Origin of the sequence: Streptomyces sp. NPDC056452 (genome assembly GCF_042796085.1) — a bacterium.
Taxonomy (GTDB): domain Bacteria; phylum Actinomycetota; class Actinomycetes; order Streptomycetales; family Streptomycetaceae; genus Streptomyces.
The window spans coordinates 31,529-51,435 of sequence record NZ_JBHTRI010000029.1; the positions used below are offsets into that span (position 1 = coordinate 31,529).

7 protein-coding genes are annotated in these 19,907 nt (G+C 70.4%); all 7 read left to right on the plus strand.

Translation table 11 applies throughout. From position 1 onward, the window contains the following. Nucleotides 1-14 precede the first annotated feature (14 nt). Nucleotides 15-932, plus strand: coding sequence for an ornithine carbamoyltransferase (locus ACFQ6X_RS25925; protein WP_383184787.1), 918 nt, complete (start codon nucleotides 15-17; stop codon nucleotides 930-932). After that, nucleotides 929-2,287 carry an MFS transporter gene (locus ACFQ6X_RS25930; RefSeq protein WP_383184788.1) on the plus strand — a complete coding sequence of 453 codons (1,359 nt, stop codon included), beginning with the start codon at nucleotides 929-931 and terminating at the stop codon, nucleotides 2,285-2,287. The genes ACFQ6X_RS25925 and ACFQ6X_RS25930 overlap by 4 nt, the downstream gene beginning before the upstream one ends. Then, nucleotides 2,280-3,059: an ABC transporter ATP-binding protein gene (locus tag ACFQ6X_RS25935; RefSeq protein WP_329209914.1), complete on the plus strand. Its 780-nt coding sequence runs from the start codon at nucleotides 2,280-2,282 to the stop codon at nucleotides 3,057-3,059. The genes ACFQ6X_RS25930 and ACFQ6X_RS25935 overlap by 8 nt, the downstream gene beginning before the upstream one ends. Then, nucleotides 3,056-5,545 (plus strand): ABC transporter permease, encoded by a 2,490-nt coding sequence (locus ACFQ6X_RS25940; RefSeq protein WP_383184789.1) that lies wholly within the window; start codon nucleotides 3,056-3,058, stop codon nucleotides 5,543-5,545. The genes ACFQ6X_RS25935 and ACFQ6X_RS25940 overlap by 4 nt, the downstream gene beginning before the upstream one ends. Before the next feature lie 219 nt (nucleotides 5,546-5,764). Then, nucleotides 5,765-5,980 (plus strand): MbtH family NRPS accessory protein, encoded by a 216-nt coding sequence (locus ACFQ6X_RS25945; protein WP_274553081.1) that lies wholly within the window; start codon nucleotides 5,765-5,767, stop codon nucleotides 5,978-5,980. 86 nt (nucleotides 5,981-6,066) lie between these two features. After that, complete coding sequence (locus ACFQ6X_RS25950; RefSeq protein ID WP_383184790.1) at nucleotides 6,067-16,998, plus strand: amino acid adenylation domain-containing protein; 10,932 nt, start codon at nucleotides 6,067-6,069, stop codon at nucleotides 16,996-16,998. Then, the gene (locus ACFQ6X_RS25955; protein WP_383184791.1) at nucleotides 16,995-19,832 is read left to right on the plus strand and encodes an amino acid adenylation domain-containing protein; all 2,838 of its coding nucleotides are present in this window, start codon (nucleotides 16,995-16,997) and stop codon (nucleotides 19,830-19,832) included. The genes ACFQ6X_RS25950 and ACFQ6X_RS25955 overlap by 4 nt, the downstream gene beginning before the upstream one ends. Nucleotides 19,833-19,907: the final 75 nt, after the last annotated feature.

Consider the following 19,907-nt stretch of genomic DNA (forward strand, 5'->3'; position numbering starts at 1 on the left):
CGAAGGACGTGCTCATGCGCCACCTCATCTCCATCAGCGACCTCACCGACGACGACCTGCGGGGCCTGGTCGAGCGGGGGGCGGAATTCGCCGCCGGGGCCCGGGCGAAGTCCCTGGAGGACGCGATCGTCGGCATCTACTTCCGGCGGACGTCCACCCGTACCCGTACCGCGTTCACCAGCGGTGCCCTGCGGCTCGGGGCGAAGGCGGTGACCTTCGGCCCCGACGACCTGCAGCTGAACACGGGGGAGACCACCGAGGACACCGGCCGGGTGCTCTCCGGCATGCTCGACCTGCTGGTGGCCCGTACCGCGGACGCCACCGAGGAGCTGCGGACCTGGGCGGCCGGCGGGCAGATGTCCGTCATCAACGCGATGAGCGCGGAGGAGCACCCCACCCAGGGGCTCACCGACCTCACCACGCTGCAGCACCACTTCGGCCGCGTCGAGGGCCTGCGGGTCCTGTACGTCGGCGAGGGCAACAACAGCGCCGCGGCCCTGGCCCTCGCCCTGACCCGGTTCCCCGGGACGGAGCTCGAGCTTCGGACACCGCCCGGCTACGGGCTGGCGCCGGAGATTCTCGCCACCGCCACCGAACAGGCGGCGCGCAGCGGATCGAAGGTGTCCGAGCAGCACGACATGGATGCCCTGCCCTCGGGTCTCGACGCCGTCTACACCACGCGCTGGCAGACCACCGGGACCAGCAAGCCGACCGCCGACTGGCGGGAGGTCTTCGCACCGTTCCAGGTCACCCGTGAGCTGTGGGAGGAGAGCCCGGACGCGGTCTTCCTGCACGACCTCCCCGCCCACCGCGGCCAGGAGGTCACCGCCGAGGTGCTGGACGGGCCGGCGAGCATCGCCTTCACCCAGGCCACGCACAAGCTGCACAGCGCGATGGCTGTCCTGGAATGGTGCTGGGCCGATCGGCCATGAGTGACGAGGGGGGGTATCGAGTACGGCGAAGAAGCAAGCACGCGCTTCCGACGCTCCGCAGCTACCGCGACTTCCGGCTGCTGTGGACCGGCTCCGCCATGTCCGTCATGGCGGAGCGCTGCTCGGGCATGGCGTTCACGCTGCTCGTGCTGTGGGACACCGGGTCGGAGAGCGCGGCCGGACTCGTGGGCTTCGCGGGGCTGTTGCCGGCGCTGCTGGTCCAGCTGCCGGCCGGTGTCATGGTGGACCGGCTGAACCGCCGGCGGGTCATGATGACGTGCGTCATCGTGCGCATGGTCGCGGTCGCCACGGTGGCTGTGTCGCTGCTGGGGGACACCGTCTGGGTCTGGCACATCGCGACGGTGGCGTTCATCCAGAGCAGCATGACGGTCTTCTACCAACTGTCCGAGCGGGCCATGGTCCGCGGTGTGGTGCCGCCCAGGCAGCTGGGGGCGGCGATGGCGACGAACGAGGCACGTTCACGGGGCGTCAACTTCGTCGGACATCCGGTGAGCGGTGCCATGTTCGGTCTCTCGGCGTGGATGCCGTTCATGTCGAGCGTCGGGCTGTACCTGCTCTCGCTGATCACGCTCGTGCGGCTGCGGGGGGAGAAGGAGCCGCCTCCCAGGCCGGGCAACAAGCGCCGCAACATGCGGGCCGACATCGCGGTCGGACTGCGGTGGGTATGGGATCGCGCCTTTTTCCGAACGGCGCTGTTGATCATCGCGGGAAGCAATCTGGTCTTCCAGGGGCTCATCCTCACCGTGGCGGTCGTGGTCAGGGAGGACGGCGGCGCCGCGGGCACCATCGGGCTGATCATGGCGTCCGGCGGTATGGGAGGGCTGTTCGGGGCCTTGGTCGGCGGCTGGCTGAACAAGCGGCTGGCGATGCGCCAGATCATGATCCTGGCGCATGTGACCTGGGCGCTGGTCATGCCCGCAGCGGTATTTTTCAGACAACCCGTGGCACTCGGTGTGCTCTTCTTCATAACGTCTCATATAGGAGCCGCTGTTACTGTCTCCGGCATGTCCTACCAGGTGCGCATCACCCCCAACAACATGCAGGGGCGGGTCGGCAGTGTCGTCATGCTCCTTGTGTCGGGGGCGAGTTCACTCGGCGCGCTCGGAACCGGGTACCTGCTGGAGGCAGTCGGCACCCGGCACACGCTCATGGTCGTGTCGGGAGTGATGGTGGTGCTCGCCCTGGTCGCCACCGCGGTCTTCACCAGGCCGGGTGCGGCGCTCGAGGACCGGCAGGACAGCGCACCGCCCCCACAGCCCGAGCCGGTTGCCATCGCGGACGGGTCGACGGCCGATCCCCTCACCACCCTGGAATTGCGGAGAATCGATGGATGACGCAGTGCGGCTCGAGTCGCTGACCAAGACCTATGGATCCGGGGACAGCGCGGTGACGGCGCTGCGCGAGATCGGTCTGTCCTTTCCCCGCGGGAGCTTCACCGCCATCATGGGCCCGTCGGGCTCCGGCAAGTCGACCCTCCTGCAGTGTGCCGCGGGACTCGACAAGCCCACATCGGGGCGGGTGTTCATCGACGGCAAGGACATCGTCGGGCTGAACGAGACCCAGCTCACCGAACTCCGCCGCGAGACGACGGGGTTCATCTTCCAGGCCTTCAACCTGCTGCCCTCGCTCACCGCCGAGCAGAACGTGGCGCTGCCGATGCGGCTGGCCGGGCGCAAGCCCAAGCGCCGGACCGTGCAGCAGGCCCTCGCCCAGGTGGGACTGGAGAAGAAGGCGGGCAGCCGGCCGAGCCAGCTGTCCGGCGGCCAGCAGCAGCGTGTCGCCATCGCCCGTGCCCTCGTGGCCCGGCCGGCCGTGCTCTTCGCCGACGAACCCACCGGCGCGCTCGACCTCACCACCGGACGCGAACTGCTGGACACGTTGCGGCAGCTGGCCGGCGCGCCCGTGCCGGATCCCGGTGTCGTGCCCGCCCCCGGTCACGGCGAGCGGGTGACGACGACGATCGTGATGGTCACGCACGACCCGAACGTGGCCGCGTACGCGGACAGGGTGCTGTTCCTCGCCGACGGGAGCCTCGTCGGCGAGCTGCGCTCGCCCACCGCCGAGGCGGTCGCCGCGCGGATGACGGACCTGGCGGTGTCGCGGTGATCAGGGTTGCTTTCCAGACCCTGCGGGCACGGTGGGTGTCGTTCCTCGGCACCGTCGTGGCGCTGGTGCTCGGGGTCGCGCAGGTCGCGGCCATGGGCGTACTCATCATGACCATGCTCGACCTGCCGGACCGGCCGGTGGAACGGTTCGCCGAGGCGCCCGCCGTGGTGCAGGCGTCCGACCCGGACTGGGACCCGGCCCATCACGACCTCGGGATCCGGTCGCTCGCGGCCGCCCAGGGGATCTCGGCCGAGCTGAGCGAGAAGGTCGCCGCCACCGGCGAGACCGTGGTCGACCGTGCCTTCTACGCCCAGATCGAGGGCGGCCCCGCCGATCAGGTGGGCCACCCCTGGCCGGTGGCGCGGTTCGGCGGCTACGACCTGTCCGACGGCAAGGAGCCGTCCGGCGCCAAGGAAGTCGTGGTCCCGTCGGACCAGGCTCGCACCGGCGACAAGGTGACGGTCCTGACCGCCGCCGGCGTCGAGCGGTACACGGTCAGCGGCACGGTCTCCCCGGTCGGCTGGGAGGACGCCGTCTTCTTCACCGACGCGGAGGCCGCCCGGCTCTCCCCGCGCATCGAGTCCCTGGTGGCGCTCGGCCCGGTCGCGGACGTGCGGGCCGCCGTCGGCGACAGTGCCGCGGTGCTCACCGGACAGGACCGGCACAAGGCGGACGCCAGCGAGGCAGCCGACCGCGAGACGCTCGACAACACCATCACGCTCGTGCCGGTGATGGCCAGCGTGGCGGGCACCACCGCGATCTTCGTGGTGGCGTCCACCTTCGCCTTCGCGGTGGTCCAGCGCCGCCGTGAGGTCGCCCTGCTGCGTACCGTCGGCGCCACCCCCAAGCAGGTGCGCAAGATGGTCCGCAACGAGGCGCTGCTCGTCGGCGTCGTCGCCTCCGCGGTGGGCACGGTCCTCGGGCTGTTCGGCGCGCAGCTCCTCGCCGACATGCTCATCGCGATGGACATCTCGCCCGAGTGGTTCACGGTGGAGCCCTCGCTGCACTGGACCGTTCTGGCACCGCTCGCCGCCGCCTTCCTGGTCGGCCTCCTGGTGGCGGTCGGCGGTGCGGCAGCCGCGGCACGCCGGGCCGGCAGCATCCGTCCCATCGAGGCGCTGCGCGAGGCCTCCGTCGATGACACGGGGGTGACGCCCGGCAGGGCGCTGCTCGGTGTCATCGCCCTCGTGGGCGGTGTCGGGTGGACGGCGTGGATCGCCGTCGCCTCCCCGACGAGTGTGCTCTCGCCCACGGTCTACGTCGTGTCGCTGATGGTGCCGGTCCTGGCCGCGGCGGTGCTCGCGCCGCTGGTCGTCGGACCGCTCACCAAGCTGCTGATGCTGCCCTTCCGGGGCGCTTCGGGGCCCACCGCGATGCTGGTGCGCGAGAGCGCGCTGACCTCGCGGCGGCGTACCGCCGCCACCGCGGCCCCCGTCCTGCTCACCGTCGGGCTGGCCTTCTCGCTGCTCGCGGCCACCGACTCGCTCGGCGCCGCACGTGACAACGGCCTGCAGAACCGGGTCAGTTCGCAGTACGCGCTCGCACCCGACGGAACCCCGGGCATCAGCCCGCAGGTGATCGAGCGCGTCGCGGCGATCGACGGTGTGCACATCGCGGCCCCGATCCTCACCACCGTCTACACCAAGGACGAGAACCGGTACGAGGAGAACGACGGCCTCGTCGTCGATCCCGTCGCGCTGAAGAAGACGATGGACCTGAAGGTCATCGACGGGTCCCTCGACGATCTCGACGAGAACAGCACGGCCGTGGCCGACCTGTGGGGCATGGACGTCGGCTCCCGGCTCGCCGTGGAGATGCCCGACGGCGAGCGCGTCGAACTGCGGGTCGCGGCGACGTACAAGGCGCTGCGGGGCGAGGACGTGGCGTACCTGCCGCAGCGGTTCGCCCCGTCGGCCGTCTACGCCCGGGACGGACTCGCTCGGCGTGCCTACATCACCCTGGACACCGGTGCCGATCACGCCGCGGTCACCGCACAGATCCGCAAGGCGGTGGCCGGCGGCGGAGCCGAGTTCATGACGAGGGACCAACTGGTCGCTTCCGAGAGCGCGTACGCACGCCACCTCACGGAGGTGCGGCAGCGTTCCACCGCGGTGATCATCATGATCTTCTGCTTCATCGCGATCCTCAACACACTCCTCATGGCGACGGCCGACCGGCGCCGCGACCTGGCGGTGCTGCGGATGGCAGGAGCCACGCCCAAGCAGGTCGTCAAGTTCTTCGTCGCCGAGTCCCTGCTGGTCTCCGCCATCGGGGTGGCCCTGGCACTCGCGGCCACCGCGGTCAACCTGACCGGCCTGTGGGGTGCCCTGCTCCAGCTGTTCGGTACGACACCGATCGTCGTGCCGTACACGATCGTCATCGCCGTCGCCCTCGTCTCCACGCTCCTCGCCGTGATCGGCACGGTGCTGCCCGTCGGCGCGGCACTGCGGGCGCGAACCGTCCAGTTCCTCGGCTCGCGCGAGTAGCCCGGCCACACCCCCCAAGGGGTGCCCGACAGCCTCCCGGCACCTGGGCGCCCCCACCCGCAGCACCCCGAGACCCACGCGGTCCGGTCCCGCCTCCCCCGACGGGACCGGGCCGCGTGCTGCGTTGTGGCCGCGTGTGTACGGATGTGTTCAGTAGAGGGCCGATATAGGCGGGCGTCCGAAGCTGAGTGCGAATCCGACCACCGAAGGGAAACCGACATGGCTGACGAGCAGACCGACAACCGCGTCTACCGGGTCGTCCTGAACGACGAGGAGCAGTACTCGATCTGGGACGCGGACCGGGAGCTGCCGGCCGGCTGGCACACCGAGGGCACCGAGGGTGCCCGGCAGGTCTGCCTCGACCGGATCGAAGAGGTCTGGACGGACATGCGGCCCGCGAGCCTGCGCCGCCGCATGGAGACGTCCGGCGCCTGAGCAGGAACCGCCGGCAGGACCGGCGGCAGCACCACGCAGGAAACCCAGTGAGACGTACGGAACGAAGGTCGGGAGGGGCGCTCAGCATGAGTACTGGCGAAGTTCGCACGGGCGGACAGGCCGAGGAGAGGCGCGAGGAACTGGTGCGCGCCCGACTCGCCGGAGGCCGCAGCGGCCGGCGTGCCGCAGTGGTGCCGGTCGAGCGGAGCGGCCCGCTGGCGCTCTCCCACGGTCAGCAGCAGATGTGGTTCCTGAGCAGGCTCGACCCGGACAGCTGGGAGTACAGCGTCCCGGTCGCCCTGCGGCTGCACGGGCCGCTCGACACCTCGGTGCTGCGCCGCAGCTTCGAGGAACTGGTGGCGCGGCACCAGATCCTGCGCACCCGGTACCGCCTCGAAGGTGCCGAGCCGGTCCAGCTGATCGACCCTCCCGCCCCGTTCGGCCTTCCGGTCGACGACCTCACGGGCACGGCGGACATCGCCGAGCGGGAACAGCGCGCCCTGGCACTGGCCGAGGCCGAGCCCGGCCGCCCCTTCGACCTGGAGAACGGCTCGCCGCTGCGGGCCCGGCTCATCCGGATCGCCGACGACCACCACCTGCTGGTCGTGGTCTTCCACCACGTCGCCTGCGACGAGTGGTCCGTCGGCCTGTTCATGTCCGAACTCTCCGAGGTGTACGGGGCGTTCAGTGAGGGCAAGCCGTCGCCGCTGGCGCCGATGGCCGTCCAGTACGCCGACTACGCGGCCTGGCAGCACACCCGCCTCGCCGGTGACGGCCTGACCAAGCAGCTCGACTACTGGCGCGGCCGGCTGGCCGGCAGCACCCCGCTCGAGGTGCCCACCGACCGGCGCCGTCCCGCCTCCCGCAGCTACGACGGCGACGCGGTGCCCGTCGAGATCCCGGCCCCGCTGGCGGAGAAGCTGCGCACGCTCGGCTCCGCACACGGCGCCACCCCGTTCCAGACCCTGCTCGCCGGCTACCAGGCGCTGCTCTCCCGGTACACCGGTCGCGACGACATCGCGGTCGGCACCGTGGTGTCGGGCCGGAGCCGCCCCGAACTGGAACAGCTCATCGGCTACGGCATCAACACCCTCGTCCTGCGCGGACAGTGGCAGGGCGACCCGACGTTCCGGGAGCTGCTCGTCGGCGCCCGCGAGACCGTGCTGGACGCCTTCGACAACCAGGAGTTCCCGTTCGCGCGGATCGCGGACGAACTCGTGCCGGTGCGGGACATGTCCCGCACCCCCCTGTGCCAGGTGGCCTTCACCATGCACCGGGAGCGCACCCGCGACTTCCGGCTGCCCGGTGTCGAGACGGAGACCCTGCACGCGACCTCGCGCGTCTCGCGCTTCGACCTCACCCTCCAGCTGAGCGAGTCCGCGGACGGAAGCGTCCGGGGCGCGCTGGAGTACAGCACCGCCCTCTACGACCGGGCCACCGCCGAGCGCATGGCCCGGCACTTCGTGCGTCTGGTCGAATCGGCAGCCGCCGACCCGGACCTGCGGCTCTCCCGCCTCGACATGCTGGACGAGTCCGATCTGGCCGTCCTGCTGCCCGAGCCCGAGCACTTCGAGGCGCCCGACCGCTGCATCCACGAGCTCGTCGAGGACCGGGCCGCGGCCACCCCCGACGCGATCGCCCTCGTCTTCGGCAACCAGCAGCTCAGCTACGCCGAACTCAACGCACGGGCCAACCGGCTCGCCCACCACCTGCGGGCCCACGGCGCCCGCCCCGGTGGACTCGTCGGCGTCAGCCTGGACCGCAACCTCGACCTGGTGCCGACCCTTCTCGCCGTGCTCAAGACGGGGGCCGGCTACCTGCCCCTGGACCCGGAGCACCCGGCCGACCGCATCGGCTACACGCTCAAGGACGCGGGAGCCCGGATCGTCGTCACCTCCGGTGCGCACGCCGCGCACCTGACCGGCGTCGTCGACGGCCTGCTCGTGGTGCTGGACGGCGAGGCGGAGACCGCCGCCCTGGCCGCGGCCCCGGACAGCAACCCCGAGTCCGGAGTGGTGCCCGAGGACCTGATCTACACCATCTACACGTCCGGCTCCACCGGCCGCCCCAAGGGCGTCGGCCTCAGCCACACGAACGTGCTGCGCCTGCTCACCGTGACCGAGGAGCACTTCGGCTTCGACGAGTACGACGTATGGACGCTCTTCCACTCCTACGCCTTCGACATGTCGGTCTGGGAGATCTGGGGCGCCCTCGCCTACGGCGGCCGCCTCGTGGTCGTACCGCCGGACGTGGCCCGCGCCCCCGAGGACTTCCTGCGCCTCCTCACCGAGCAGCGGGTCACGGTCCTCAACCAGACCCCGTCCGCCTTCCGCAGCCTGGTCTCCCTCGCCGCCGACGGACACCGGCTCCTCGACGAACTCTCGTTGCGCGTCGTCTCGTTCGGCGGGGAGCGGCTGGACATCCCGGGCCTCAAGCCCTGGGTCGCCCGCCGCAGCCTGGAACAGACCGCGCTTGCCAACCTGTACGGCATCACCGAGACCTGCGTCCACACGACGTACCACCTGCTCACCGAGTCCGACCTGGAGTCCGACACCGGGAACGCGATCGGGGTGCCGCTGCGCGACCTGCAGGTCCACCTCTTCGGCCCGCACGGCGAGCAGGTGCCCGTCGGAGTGCCCGGCGAGATCCACGTCGGCGGCCCCGGCGTCGCCCGCATGTACCTCAACCGGCCGGCCCTGACCGCCGAACGCTTCGTACCCGACCCGTACGGAAAGCCCGGCTCCCGGCTCTACCGCAGCGGTGACCTGGCGAGCAGGCGGCCCGACGGCAGCCTCGACTACCTGGGCCGCATCGACCACCAGGTGAAGATCCGCGGTCACCGCATCGAACTGGGCGAGATCAAGGCCGCGTTGACCACCCACCCGCGGGTACGGGACGCCGTCGTCGTCGCCCGGGAGGACACCCCCGGCGACCGCAGGCTCGTGGCGTACGTCGTACCCACCAGCGATGCCGTGGCCGCACCCAGCGAACTGCGGACCCTGCTGGCCGGATCACTCCCCGACTACATGATCCCGACGGCCTTCCTCGTCGTCGGGAAGATCCCGCTGACCGTCAACGGCAAGCTGGACCAGGCCGCACTGCCCGCCCCCGACCGCAGCGCACTCGGTGTCGAGGCCGCCCACGTCGCGCCGCGCACCGCGGCCGAGGAGGAGATGGTCTCGGTCTGGCGCGAGGTGCTCGGGGTCGAACAGGTCGGCGTCGAGGACAACTTCTTCGACCTGGGCGGCGACTCGCTGCGCGCCGTCGCCCTCGTCGGCGCACTCCGCGACGGCGAGTACGACGTCACGGTCCGCGATGTGTTCGAGCACCGCACCCCCGCCGAACTCGTCGCGTTCATCACCGGACGCCCCGCCCCCGCCAAGGCCGAACCGGCCGTCGAGCCCTTCGCCCTGCTCGCGCAGGAGGACCTCGACCGGCTGCCGGCCGGACTCGTCGACGCCTACCCGCTGGCGCAGGTGCAGCTCGGCATGGTCGTCGAGATGCTCGCCGACGACGGCCGCAACCACTACCACAACTCGACCTGCTTCCGGATCCTCGACGATCAGCTCTTCGACCGCGAGCTCCTCCAGCAGGCCGTGGACACGGTGCTGGCCCGGCACGAGATCCTGCGCTCCTCGTTCGCGATCGAGGGCTACTCCGTACCGCTCCAGCTCGTCCACGCCCCGTCCGACGTCACCTCGCCGGTCGACGCACGGGACCTGCGGGGGCTCGACGGCGCCGCCGTCGAGGCGTCGCTGCGGGCTTTCATGGCCGAGGAGCGCACCCAGCTCTTCGACCTGACCCGCGCCCCACTCATCCGCTTCACCGGACACGCCTGCGACGACGGCTCCTGGTGGCTGACCCTGACCGAGTGCCACGCGGTACTGGAGGGCTGGAGCCACCACTCCCTGCTGATGGAACTGGCCACGACCTACCGCGCGCTGCGCGACGGGTCGCCGGTCGAGGAACCCGCACCCGCCGCCGTGCGGTACGCGGACTTCGTCGCCGCCGAGCTGGTCTCCCTGGCCGGGGACGACGACCGCGACTACTGGCGGACGGTCCTCGAGAACAACGCCTCCTTCGAACTGCCCGCAGGCTGGGGCGACGACCCGGAGGAGACACCGCGCGGACTGCACCGTGCCTGGGTGCCATACCACGACCTGGACGCCGGACTGCGGACCCTGGCCAGCAAGGCGAAGGTACCGATCAAGAGCGTCCTGCACGCGGCGCACCTCAAGGTGATGAGCCAGCTCACGCCGGAGGAGTCCTTCTTCACCGCCCTCGTGACCAACGCCAGGCCGGAGGCCGTGGGCGCCGAGCGGGTGTACGGGGTCTACCTGAACCCGCTGCCCTTCGCCTTCACCCGTGGCGCCGCAACCTGGCGGGATCTGGTGCGCCAGGTCTTCGACCAGGAGATCGAGGTGTGGCCGCACCGCCGGTACCCGCTCGGCGTGATGCAGCGGGAGCTCAGCACGAGCGACCGGCTCGTCAACGTCCGCTTCAGCTACCAGAACTTCCGGCAGGTCGACCAGGACCTCGTCGACTACCCGGCCACGCTCGACGACAGTCCCACCGAGTTCCCGCTGGGTGTCTCCACCCGCGCCGGATTCATGGTGATCACCGCGAACCGGCACCTCATCGGCAGGGAGGGCACGGACCGCCTCGCCGCGATGTACCGGTCGGTGCTGGAGTCGATGGCCGCGGACGTGGAGGGTGACGCCCGTCAGGTGTTCCTGCCCGGTGGTGAGCGCGAGCAGGTGCTGACCGGGTGGAACGACTCGGCGGTGGTGGTGCCGGAGGTGTCGGTACCGGAGCTGGTGGCGCGTCGGGTGGTCGAGTCGCCGGGTGCGGTGGCTGTGGAGGCCGGTGGTCAGCGGTTGTCGTTCGCTGAGTTGGATGTGCGGGCGAATCGGTTGGCGCATCGTTTGCGTGCGGTGGGTGTGGGTCCGGAGTCGACGGTTGCGGTGTTGCTGGATCGTTCGGTTGATCTGGTGGTGTCGTTGCTGGCGGTGTGGCGTGCGGGTGGTGGGTTCGTTCCGATGGACCCGGTGCTGCCGGCAGGTCGTATCGCGGGGATGGTCGCCGATGCGCGGGTGACGGTCGCTGTGACGTCGGATGCGTACGCGGACCGGTTCGATGTGGCCGTGGTGCGGGTCGACGAGGACGGTGTGTCGTCGTTCCCGGAGTCGGCTCCGGATGTGGTTGTTGATCTGGATTCGGTGGCGTACACGGTGTTCACGTCGGGTTCGACGGGGCGGCCGAAGGGTGTGCAGGTTTCGCATCGCAGTCTGGTGAATCATGTGGACTGGGCGGTGCGGGAGTTGGTGGCGTCGGGTTCGGGTGGTGCGCCGGTGTTCTCGTCGGTGGCGTTCGACCTGGTGGTGCCGAATGTGTGGGCTCCGCTGGCTGCGGGTCAGCGTGCGTGGTTGTGGGACGGTGAGCTGACGGAGCTGGGTGAGAGCCTGGCGGAAGCCGGCCCGTTCTCCTTCATGAAGCTGACCCCCGGCCATCTGGAAGTGTTGTCCGGGCAGTTGTCTGACGAGCAGATCCAGGGTTTGACGTCTCGTGTGGTGGTTGCGGGTGAGGCGCTGCCGGGTGGTCTGGTGGAGCGCTGGCGGGTGCTGCTCGGCGAGGGCCGCGTACTCAACGAGTACGGTCCGACTGAGGCGACCGTGGGTACGTGTGTGTTCCCGCTGGTCGAGGCGTTCGAGGGTGTGGTGCCGATCGGGCGTCCGCTGCCGAACATGGTCATGCGGGTGTTGGACGCGGGTCTGCAGCCGGTGCCGGTGGGTGCGGTGGGTGAGCTGTTCGTCGGTGGTACGGGTGTGGCACGCGGCTACGCATACCGCCCAGGCGCCACCGCAGAGCGGTTCGTGCCCGACCCCTTCGGGCCGGCCGGTGCGCGTCTCTACCGGACCGGTGACCTGGTCCGTTGGCGCAGTGATGGTGCGGTCGAGTTCCTGGGCCGTATCGATGACCAGGTGAAGGTGCGCGGCTATCGCATCGAGCTGGGTGAGATCCGTGCCGCGTTGGTCGCTCATCCGCAGGTCACCGACGCCACCGTCGTGGTCTCCGAGGACCAGCGGCTCATCGCCTACGTCGTCGGCAGCACCGAAGACCTGGCGGCCTGGTTGGCCGGCTCGCTGCCGGAGTACATGGTCCCCTCGGTGTTCGTCGGCCTCGACGCCCTGCCGCTGACGGCCAACGGCAAGATCGACCGGCGTGCGCTCCCCGATCCCGAAGGATCGGCCGAGGACACCTACGTGGCACCCCGTAACCCCACCGAGGAACGCATCGCCGCGGTGTGGAGCGCCGTTCTGGGGCTGGAAAGGGTCGGCGTCGAGGACAACTTCTTCGATCTGGGCGGTCACTCGATCAAGGCCATCGCCCTGGTCGGTGCCCTGCGCGCCGAGGGCTTCGAAGCCGGGGTACGGGACGTCTTCCAGCACCGTACGGTCGCCGGACTCGCCACCGCGCTCACGGGAACGGAACCTGTCACCGAGTCCGCCGTCGTCGCACCGTTCGCGCTGATCGGGGACGAGGACAGGGCGAAGCTGCCCGAGGGCCTCGTGGACGCCTTCCCGCTGGCGCAGGTGCAGCTCGGCATGCTGGTCGAGATGCTGGCCGACGAGGGCCTGAACAAGTACCACAACACGACCGCGTTCCGGATCAAGGACGGCCGTCCGTTCGACGTCGAGGCCCTGCGCCGCTCCGGGCAGGCCGTGGTGGAACGCCACGAGATGCTCCGCGCGTCCTTCGACCTCGAAGGCTTCGCCGTTCCGCTCCAGCTCATCCACGCGAGCACCGTCATCCCGGTGACCGTGCAGGATCTGCGAGAACTCGACGCCGAGCAGCAGGCAGCAGCACGCCGGGCGCACATCACCGCCGAGAGGGCCGAGACGTTCGACCTGTCCCGCGCCCCGCTGCTCCGCATCTCCGCACTCGTCGAGTCCGACGAGGCCTGGTGGCTGTCGGTCAGCGTCTGCCACCCGATCACGGAGGGCTGGAGCCACCGCACCCTGCTCAGCGACATCGTCGAGGGCTACCTGCGGGTGCGCGGCGGCGAGACCCTGCCCGAGGTTGCGGTCCCCGCCGTGCGGTACGCGGACTTCGTGGCCGCCGAGCTGGCGTCGCTGGCCTCGGACGAGGACAGGAACTACTGGCGGGACGTACTCGGCTCGCACGCCAAGTTCGAGCTGCCCTCCGGGTGGGGCGACCCCGAGCCGGGACACCGTGCGAACACCGTGCACGTACCGCTCGGCGACCTCACCCCGGCGCTCCGAGCCGCCGCGAGCGGCACCGGGACGTCACTCAAGGCTGTGCTGCACGCGGCGCACCTGAAGGTGATGAGCCAGCTGACCGCCGAGGACTCCTTCTGCACCGGCCTGGTCTCCAGCGGCCGGCCCGAGGTCGTGGGCGCCGAGCGGGTCTACGGCATGTACCTCAACACCGTGCCGTTCGCCTACGAGCGCGGCGCACGGACCTGGCGGGAGCTGATCCGCCAGGTCTTCGACCAGGAAGGCACGCTCTGGCCGCACCGGCGCTTCCCGATGCCGGTGATGCAGCGCGAGTTGAGTGACGGCACGCGACTCCTCGACGTGCGCTTCAGCTATCTCGACCTGGCGGACGCCCAGGCGGAGACGGACGTCGTCGACACCGACTCCGGGGACGGCGAAGGTGCCACGGAGTTCGGTCTCGCCGTCGCCGCCCGGGGCAGCGGTCTGCTTCTCACGGTCAACCCCCAGGTGCTCGGCGGCGCCGGCGCACAGCGGATCGCGGCGATGTACCGGTCGGTTCTGGAGTCGATGGCCGCGGATGTGGAGGGTGATGCCCGTCAGGTGTTCCTGCCCGGTGGTGAGCGCGATCTGGTGCTGACCGGGTGGAACGACTCGGCGGTGGTGGTCCCGGAGATCTCGGTGCCCGAGCTGATAGGCCACTGGGTTGCTGCGGCGCCGGGTGCGGTGGCTGTGGAGGCCGGTGACGGGTCGTTGTCGTTCGCCGAGTTGGATGTGCGGGCGAATCGGTTGGCGCATCGTCTTCGTGCGGTGGGTGTGGGTCCGGAGTCGACGGTTGCGGTGTTGCTGGATCGTTCGGTCGATCTGGTGGTGTCGTTGTTGGCGGTGTGGCGTGCGGGTGGTGGGTTCGTTCCGATGGACCCGGTGCTGCCGGCGGGTCGTATCGCGGGGATGGTCGAGGACGCCAGGGTGGGTGTGGCGTTGACCTCGGGTATGTATGCGGATCGTTTCCCGGGTGTGGAGACGGTGCGGGTCGATGAGGACGGTGTGTCGTCGTTCCCGGAGTCGGCTCCGGATGTGGTTGTTGATCTGGATTCGGTGGCGTACACGGTGTTCACGTCGGGTTCGACGGGGCGGCCGAAGGGTGTGCAGGTTTCGCATCGCAGTCTGGTGAATCATGTGGACTGGGCGGTGCGGGAGTTGGTGGCGTCGGGTTCGGGTGGTGCGCCGGTGTTCTCGTCGGTGGCGTTCGACCTGGTGGTGCCGAATGTGTGGGCTCCGCTTGCTGCGGGTCAGCGTGCGTGGTTGTGGGACGGTGAGCTGACGGAGCTGGGTGAGAGCCTGGCGGCGGCGGGCCCGTTCTCCTTCATGAAGCTGACTCCCGGCCATCTGGAAGTGCTGTCCGGGCAGTTGTCGGACGAGCAGATCCAGTCCCTGACGTCTCGTGTGGTGGTTGCGGGTGAGGCGTTGCCCGGTGGTCTGGTGGAGCGCTGGCGGGTGCTGCTCGGCGAGGGCCGCGTACTCAACGAGTACGGTCCGACCGAGGCGACCGTGGGTACGTGTGTGTTCCCGCTGGTCGAGGCGTTCGAGGGTGTGGTGCCGATCGGGCGTCCGCTGCCGAACATGGTCATGCGGGTGTTGGATGCGGGTCTGCAGCCGGTGCCGGTGGGTGCGGTGGGTGAGCTGTTCGTCGGTGGTACGGGTGTGGCGCGTGGTTACGCCTACCGCCCAGGCGCCACCGCTGAGCGGTTCGTGCCTGACCCGTTCGGGCCGGCGGGTGCGCGTCTCTACCGCACTGGTGACCTGGTGCGTTGGCGCAGTGATGGTGCGGTTGAGTTCCTGGGCCGTATCGATGACCAGGTGAAGGTGCGGGGGTATCGCATCGAGCTGGGTGAGATCCGTGCCGCGTTGGTCGCTCATCCGCAGGTCACCGACGCCACCGTCGTGGTCTCCGAGGACCAGCGCCTCATCGCTTACGTCGTCGGCAGCACCGAAGACCTGGCGGAAGGGCTCAGGGCTTCGCTGCCGGAGTACATGGTCCCGTCCGTCTTCGTCGGCCTCGACGCTCTCCCGCTGACCGCCAACGGCAAGATCGACCGACGCGCCCTCCCCGACCCCGACGGGTCTGCCGAGGACACCTACCTCGCCCCCCGTAACCCCACCGAGGAACGCATCGCCGCTGTCTGGCGCCGTGTTCTGGGGCTGGAGAGGGTCGGGGTGGAGGACAACTTCTTCGATCTGGGCGGTCACTCGATCAAGGCCATCGCCCTGGTCGGTGCCCTGCGCGCCGAGGGTTTCGAAGCCGGGGTACGGGACGTCTTCCAGCACCGTACGGTCGCCGGACTCGCCACCGCGCTCGCCGGGACGGAGCCCGGTCAGGAGGACGTGGCGGTCGCACCGTTCGCCCAGGTGTCGGACGAGATCCGCGCGACGCTCCCGGCCGGCCTGGTCGACGCGTACCCGATCTCCAAGGTGCAGCTCGGCATGCTGGTCGAGATGCTCGCCGACGACGGGCTGAACAAGTACCACAACACGTCCACGTTCCGGATCAAGGACGGCCGTCCGTTCGACGCCGACGCCCTGCGCCGGGCCGGGCAGACGATCGTGGAACGCCACGAGATGCTGCGTACGTCGTTCTCCCTCGAGGAGTTCGACATCCCCCTCCAGCTGGTCCGTGCGAGCGCCGTCATTCCGGTGACCGTGCAGGATCTGCGGGGTCTGGACGCCGAGCAGTTCGCCGACGCCCGCCGGGCACACATCGCGGCTGAACGTGCCGAGCTGTTCGAGCTCGGGCGGCCTCCGCTGCTCCGTATCGCCGCGCTCGTCGAGTCGGACGAGGCCTGGCACCTGGGCTTCACGCACTGCCACGCCATCACCGAGGGGTGGAGCCAGCAGTCGCTGCTGATGGAGGTGCTCGACGTCTACCACGCGTACGCGGCGGGTGAGGAGCCGGAACAGCCGGAGCCGACGGCCGTGCGCTACGCCGACTTCATCGCCGCGGAACAGGAGTCCCTGAAGTCGGAGGAGGACCGGAACTACTGGCAGGGGATCGTCGACCGGCACTCCATGTGTGTACTTCCCGCGGACTGGGGCGACGGCAACGGCGCCCCGCGGGAGGACTTCAAGCTGTCGGTGGAGTTCCGCGACATCGAGCCCGCCCTGCGCGCACTGGCCACGTCCAGCGGCACGTCGTTCAAGGCGGTCCTGCTGGCCACGCACCTGAAGGTGCTCAGCACGGTGACCAACGAGCCGGCCTTCCACACGGGGGTGCTGTACAGCGCCCGCCCGGAGGTTCCCGGGGCGGAGCGGGTCTACGGCATGTACCTCAACACGCTGCCGTTCGCCCACGACCGCACGGCAAGGACCTGGAGCGAACTGGTCCGGCAGGTCTTCGACCGCGAGGCCGAGGTGTACAACCACCGGCGCCATCCGCTTCCCGCGGTGCAACGCCTGGCCGGTGGGCGAAGGCTGTTCGACATCATGTACCGCTACCAGGACTTCCATCAGGTGGACACCGGGACGGTCGATGTACAGGGCGGGGCGGGTGACAGCTCCAACGAGTTCACCCTGTCGATCGCCAACGTGCCGGGGCGGCTGGTCCTGCGGGCCGTCAGCACCGGTCTGAACCGGGCGAACGCGGAGAGGCTCGCCGGCATGTACCGCGCGGTGCTGGAGGCCATGGCGGCCGACCCCGACGGGGACGTGGACGCAGCGCTCCTGTCCACGGCGGAGCTGACCCAGGTGCTCGAGGACTGGAACGACACCGAGGTGGAGTGGGGATGAGCAGATATGTGCACGAGGTGATCGAGGCGACCGTCTCGGCCACCCCCGATGCCGTCGCCGTGCAGGTGGGCGCCGAGACCCTCACCTACCGCGAGCTCGACGCCCGGGCCAACCGGATCGCGCACCAGCTGCGCGAGGCCGGGGTGGGGCCCGAGTCCGTGGTCGGTGTCCTGCTGAACCGGGGGCCGGACACCCTGCCCTGCCTGCTGGGGATCTGGAAGGCGGGCGGCTCACATCTGCCGCTGGACGCCGGGCTGCCGGCGGACCGGCTGACCTACATGCTCGGCGCTGCGGGAGCCCGGCTGATCGTCACGCAGGGAGGCCTGTACGAGCGCCTCGGCGGAGGTTACGACGGTGAGGTCATCGATCTCGACCGTGACCGTGCCCTGATCGCGGCCCGGCCCGACACCCGTCCTGACGCGTCGGCGGACCGGGACCCGAAGGACCCGTCCCGCAGGCACCGCCTCGCGTACACGCTGTTCACCTCCGGCTCCACCGGACGCCCCAAGGGTGTGCAGATCGCGCACTTCTCCCTGCTGAACGTCCTGTTCTCGATGCGGGAGCGGTACGGGGCGGGCCCGGACCACGTCTGGCTGGCGCCCACGTCGCTGTCCTTCGACATCTCGACGACCGAGCTCTACCTGCCGCTGATCACGGGCGGCAGGGTGGTCCTCGCCGATGACGACGAGGTGCACGACGCGGCCGCGCAGCTGCGGCTGATCGAGTCCGCCGGGGTCACCCATGCCCAGGCGACCCCGGCGGGGTGGAAGCTCCTCATCGCCGCCGGGCTCGGCCGTGTCCCGCTGACCGCCATCACCGGCGGTGAGGACTGCCCGCCCGCGCTGGCCCGTGATCTGGGCGGCCGGGTGGACCGGCTGGTCAACCAGTACGGTCCGACCGAGGCGACCGTCTGGGCCACGGCCTGGGAGGTCGCGCCGGACGCCGGCAGCGTGCCGATCGGGCGCCCGATCCACAACTACCGGGCGTATGTGCTGGACGCCGTTCAGCAGCCCGTGCCGGTGGGTGTGGTCGGGGAGCTGTACATCGCGGGCGCCGGTGTGGCCCGCGGGTACGTCGGCCGGCCGGGGCTGACGGCCGGGCGGTTCCTCCCGGAGCCGTTCGGCGGTCAGCCCGGTTCGCGCATGTACCGGACGGGCGACCTGGCGCGGTTCAGGGCGGACGGTGAGCTGGAGTGCCTCGGCCGGATCGACAACCAGGTGAAGATACGGGGCTACCGCATCGAGCTGGGCGAGATCGAGGAAGTGCTCCTGGCCCACCCCGAGGTCGAGGACGCGACGGTGATCGCACGCGAGGACGGCAACGGCGAGAAGCTGCTCGTCGCCTACGCGGTCACCGGCGGGACCGCCGAACAGGCGCAGTTGCGCGCGCATCTGGCGGCGTCGCTGCCCTCGTACATGGTGCCCGCCGCGTTCGTCCTGCTCGACGCGATGCCGTTGAACGCGGCCGGCAAGGTCGACCGCAAGGCACTGCCCGCACCCGGCCGCACCGCACTGGTCGCAGACCGGGAGTACGTGGCGCCGCGCACCAGGACCGAGCGGCTGCTGGTGCAGACGTGCGCCGAGGTGCTCCAGGTGCCCGAAGTGGGCGTACGGGACCGGCTGCTGGACCTGGGAGCCGACTCGATGCGCATCGTCCATGTGATGGCCGCCGCGCGGAAGGCCGGGCTCGACCTCACCCTGCGCATGCTGCTGGACAGCGAGACGATCGAGGACCTCGCGCTGACGATCGACGGCGCCAAGGCGGATGGGACCGATGAGACCGATGGGGGAGCGAGCAGGCCGATGACGGTTGCTACCGCAGGAGGACCGCAGGCCGTGTCCGACGTGGCCGGGGCGATGGAGGCCCACGGAGTGCCGGGGGCCGCGGTCGCGCTCCTCAAGGACGGCCAGCTGGTCGGGGTTCAGGCCTACGGGATCAGGGCGACCGGGACCGGTGCTCCGGTGACGCTGCGGACCCGGTTCCAGGCCGGTTCGATCAGCAAGCACGTCACGGCGTTCGCCGCGCTGCGTCTCGTCGACCGGGGCGTGCTCGACCTGGACGCGGACATCGACGGCTATCTGACCGGCCGCCGCGCACCGAGGGCGGCGGGCGGCAGCCCGCTGACGCTGCGCCACCTGCTGTCGAACACGGCCGGCCTGTCCCAGACCGCCGGCACCTGGTGGCGGCCGGGTGAGGCCATGCCGAAGCTGACCGCCGTACTGGACGAGGTGAAGGCCGAGCACGAGCCCGGGGCGCTGTTCCGCAAGGCGGGCAGCCAGTGGGCCATGATCGAGCAGCTGCTGACGGATGTGACCGCACAGGAGTTCCAGGAGCTGGCGGCGGAGCTGGTGTTCGGCCCCCTGGGCATGCGGGACAGTTCCTTCCTGGCTCCCGAGGACCCGCACGCCGTCGGCCGGGACATCGCCGACGGTCACGACCAGCACGGCAGTGCGCTCCTGGACGGCTACCGGGTACGTCCGGTGCTCGCGGGCAGCGGGCTGTGGTCCTCGCCCTCCGATCTGGCCCAGCTGGCGGTGGAGATCCGGCAGGCCCATCTGGGCTTCTCGGACCTGCTGTCCGCCAAGTCCGCCGGGGTCATGCTCACGGAGGCGTTCCCCGGGAGCTTCTACGGCCTGGGCACCGTCGTCGACGGCTCGATGGCCGACCCGGAGTTCGGGCACGGCGGTCAGACCGCCGGGTTCCGTGCGCTGACCTCGCTGCAACTGCGGTCCGGCAACGGCTGTGTGGTGATGACGAACTCCGACAACGGCAAGCACGTGCACAAGGTCGTGGCGGCGCTCCTCGGCCGTGACGTCGAGGTCACCGCGGGCTGAACCGCACGTGGAAGCAGTGGAGATGACGGGTCGCCGGTTCTGCCGCGCGGCCCGTCCCGGCCCGGGGACCCGGCG

Excerpts from the sequence above, each read along its gene's own strand:
- ACFQ6X_RS25925 (WP_383184787.1), top strand. The coding sequence starts at position 15 with ATGCGCCACCTCATCTCCATCAGCGACCTCACCGACGACGACCTGCGG.
- ACFQ6X_RS25930 (WP_383184788.1), top strand. The coding sequence starts at position 929 with ATGAGTGACGAGGGGGGGTATCGAGTACGGCGAAGAAGCAAGCACGCG.
- ACFQ6X_RS25935 (WP_329209914.1), top strand. The coding sequence starts at position 2,280 with ATGGATGACGCAGTGCGGCTCGAGTCGCTGACCAAGACCTATGGATCC.
- ACFQ6X_RS25945 (WP_274553081.1), top strand. The coding sequence starts at position 5,765 with ATGGCTGACGAGCAGACCGACAACCGCGTCTACCGGGTCGTCCTGAAC.
- ACFQ6X_RS25950 (WP_383184790.1), top strand. The coding sequence starts at position 6,067 with ATGAGTACTGGCGAAGTTCGCACGGGCGGACAGGCCGAGGAGAGGCGC.
- ACFQ6X_RS25955 (WP_383184791.1), top strand. The coding sequence starts at position 16,995 with ATGAGCAGATATGTGCACGAGGTGATCGAGGCGACCGTCTCGGCCACC.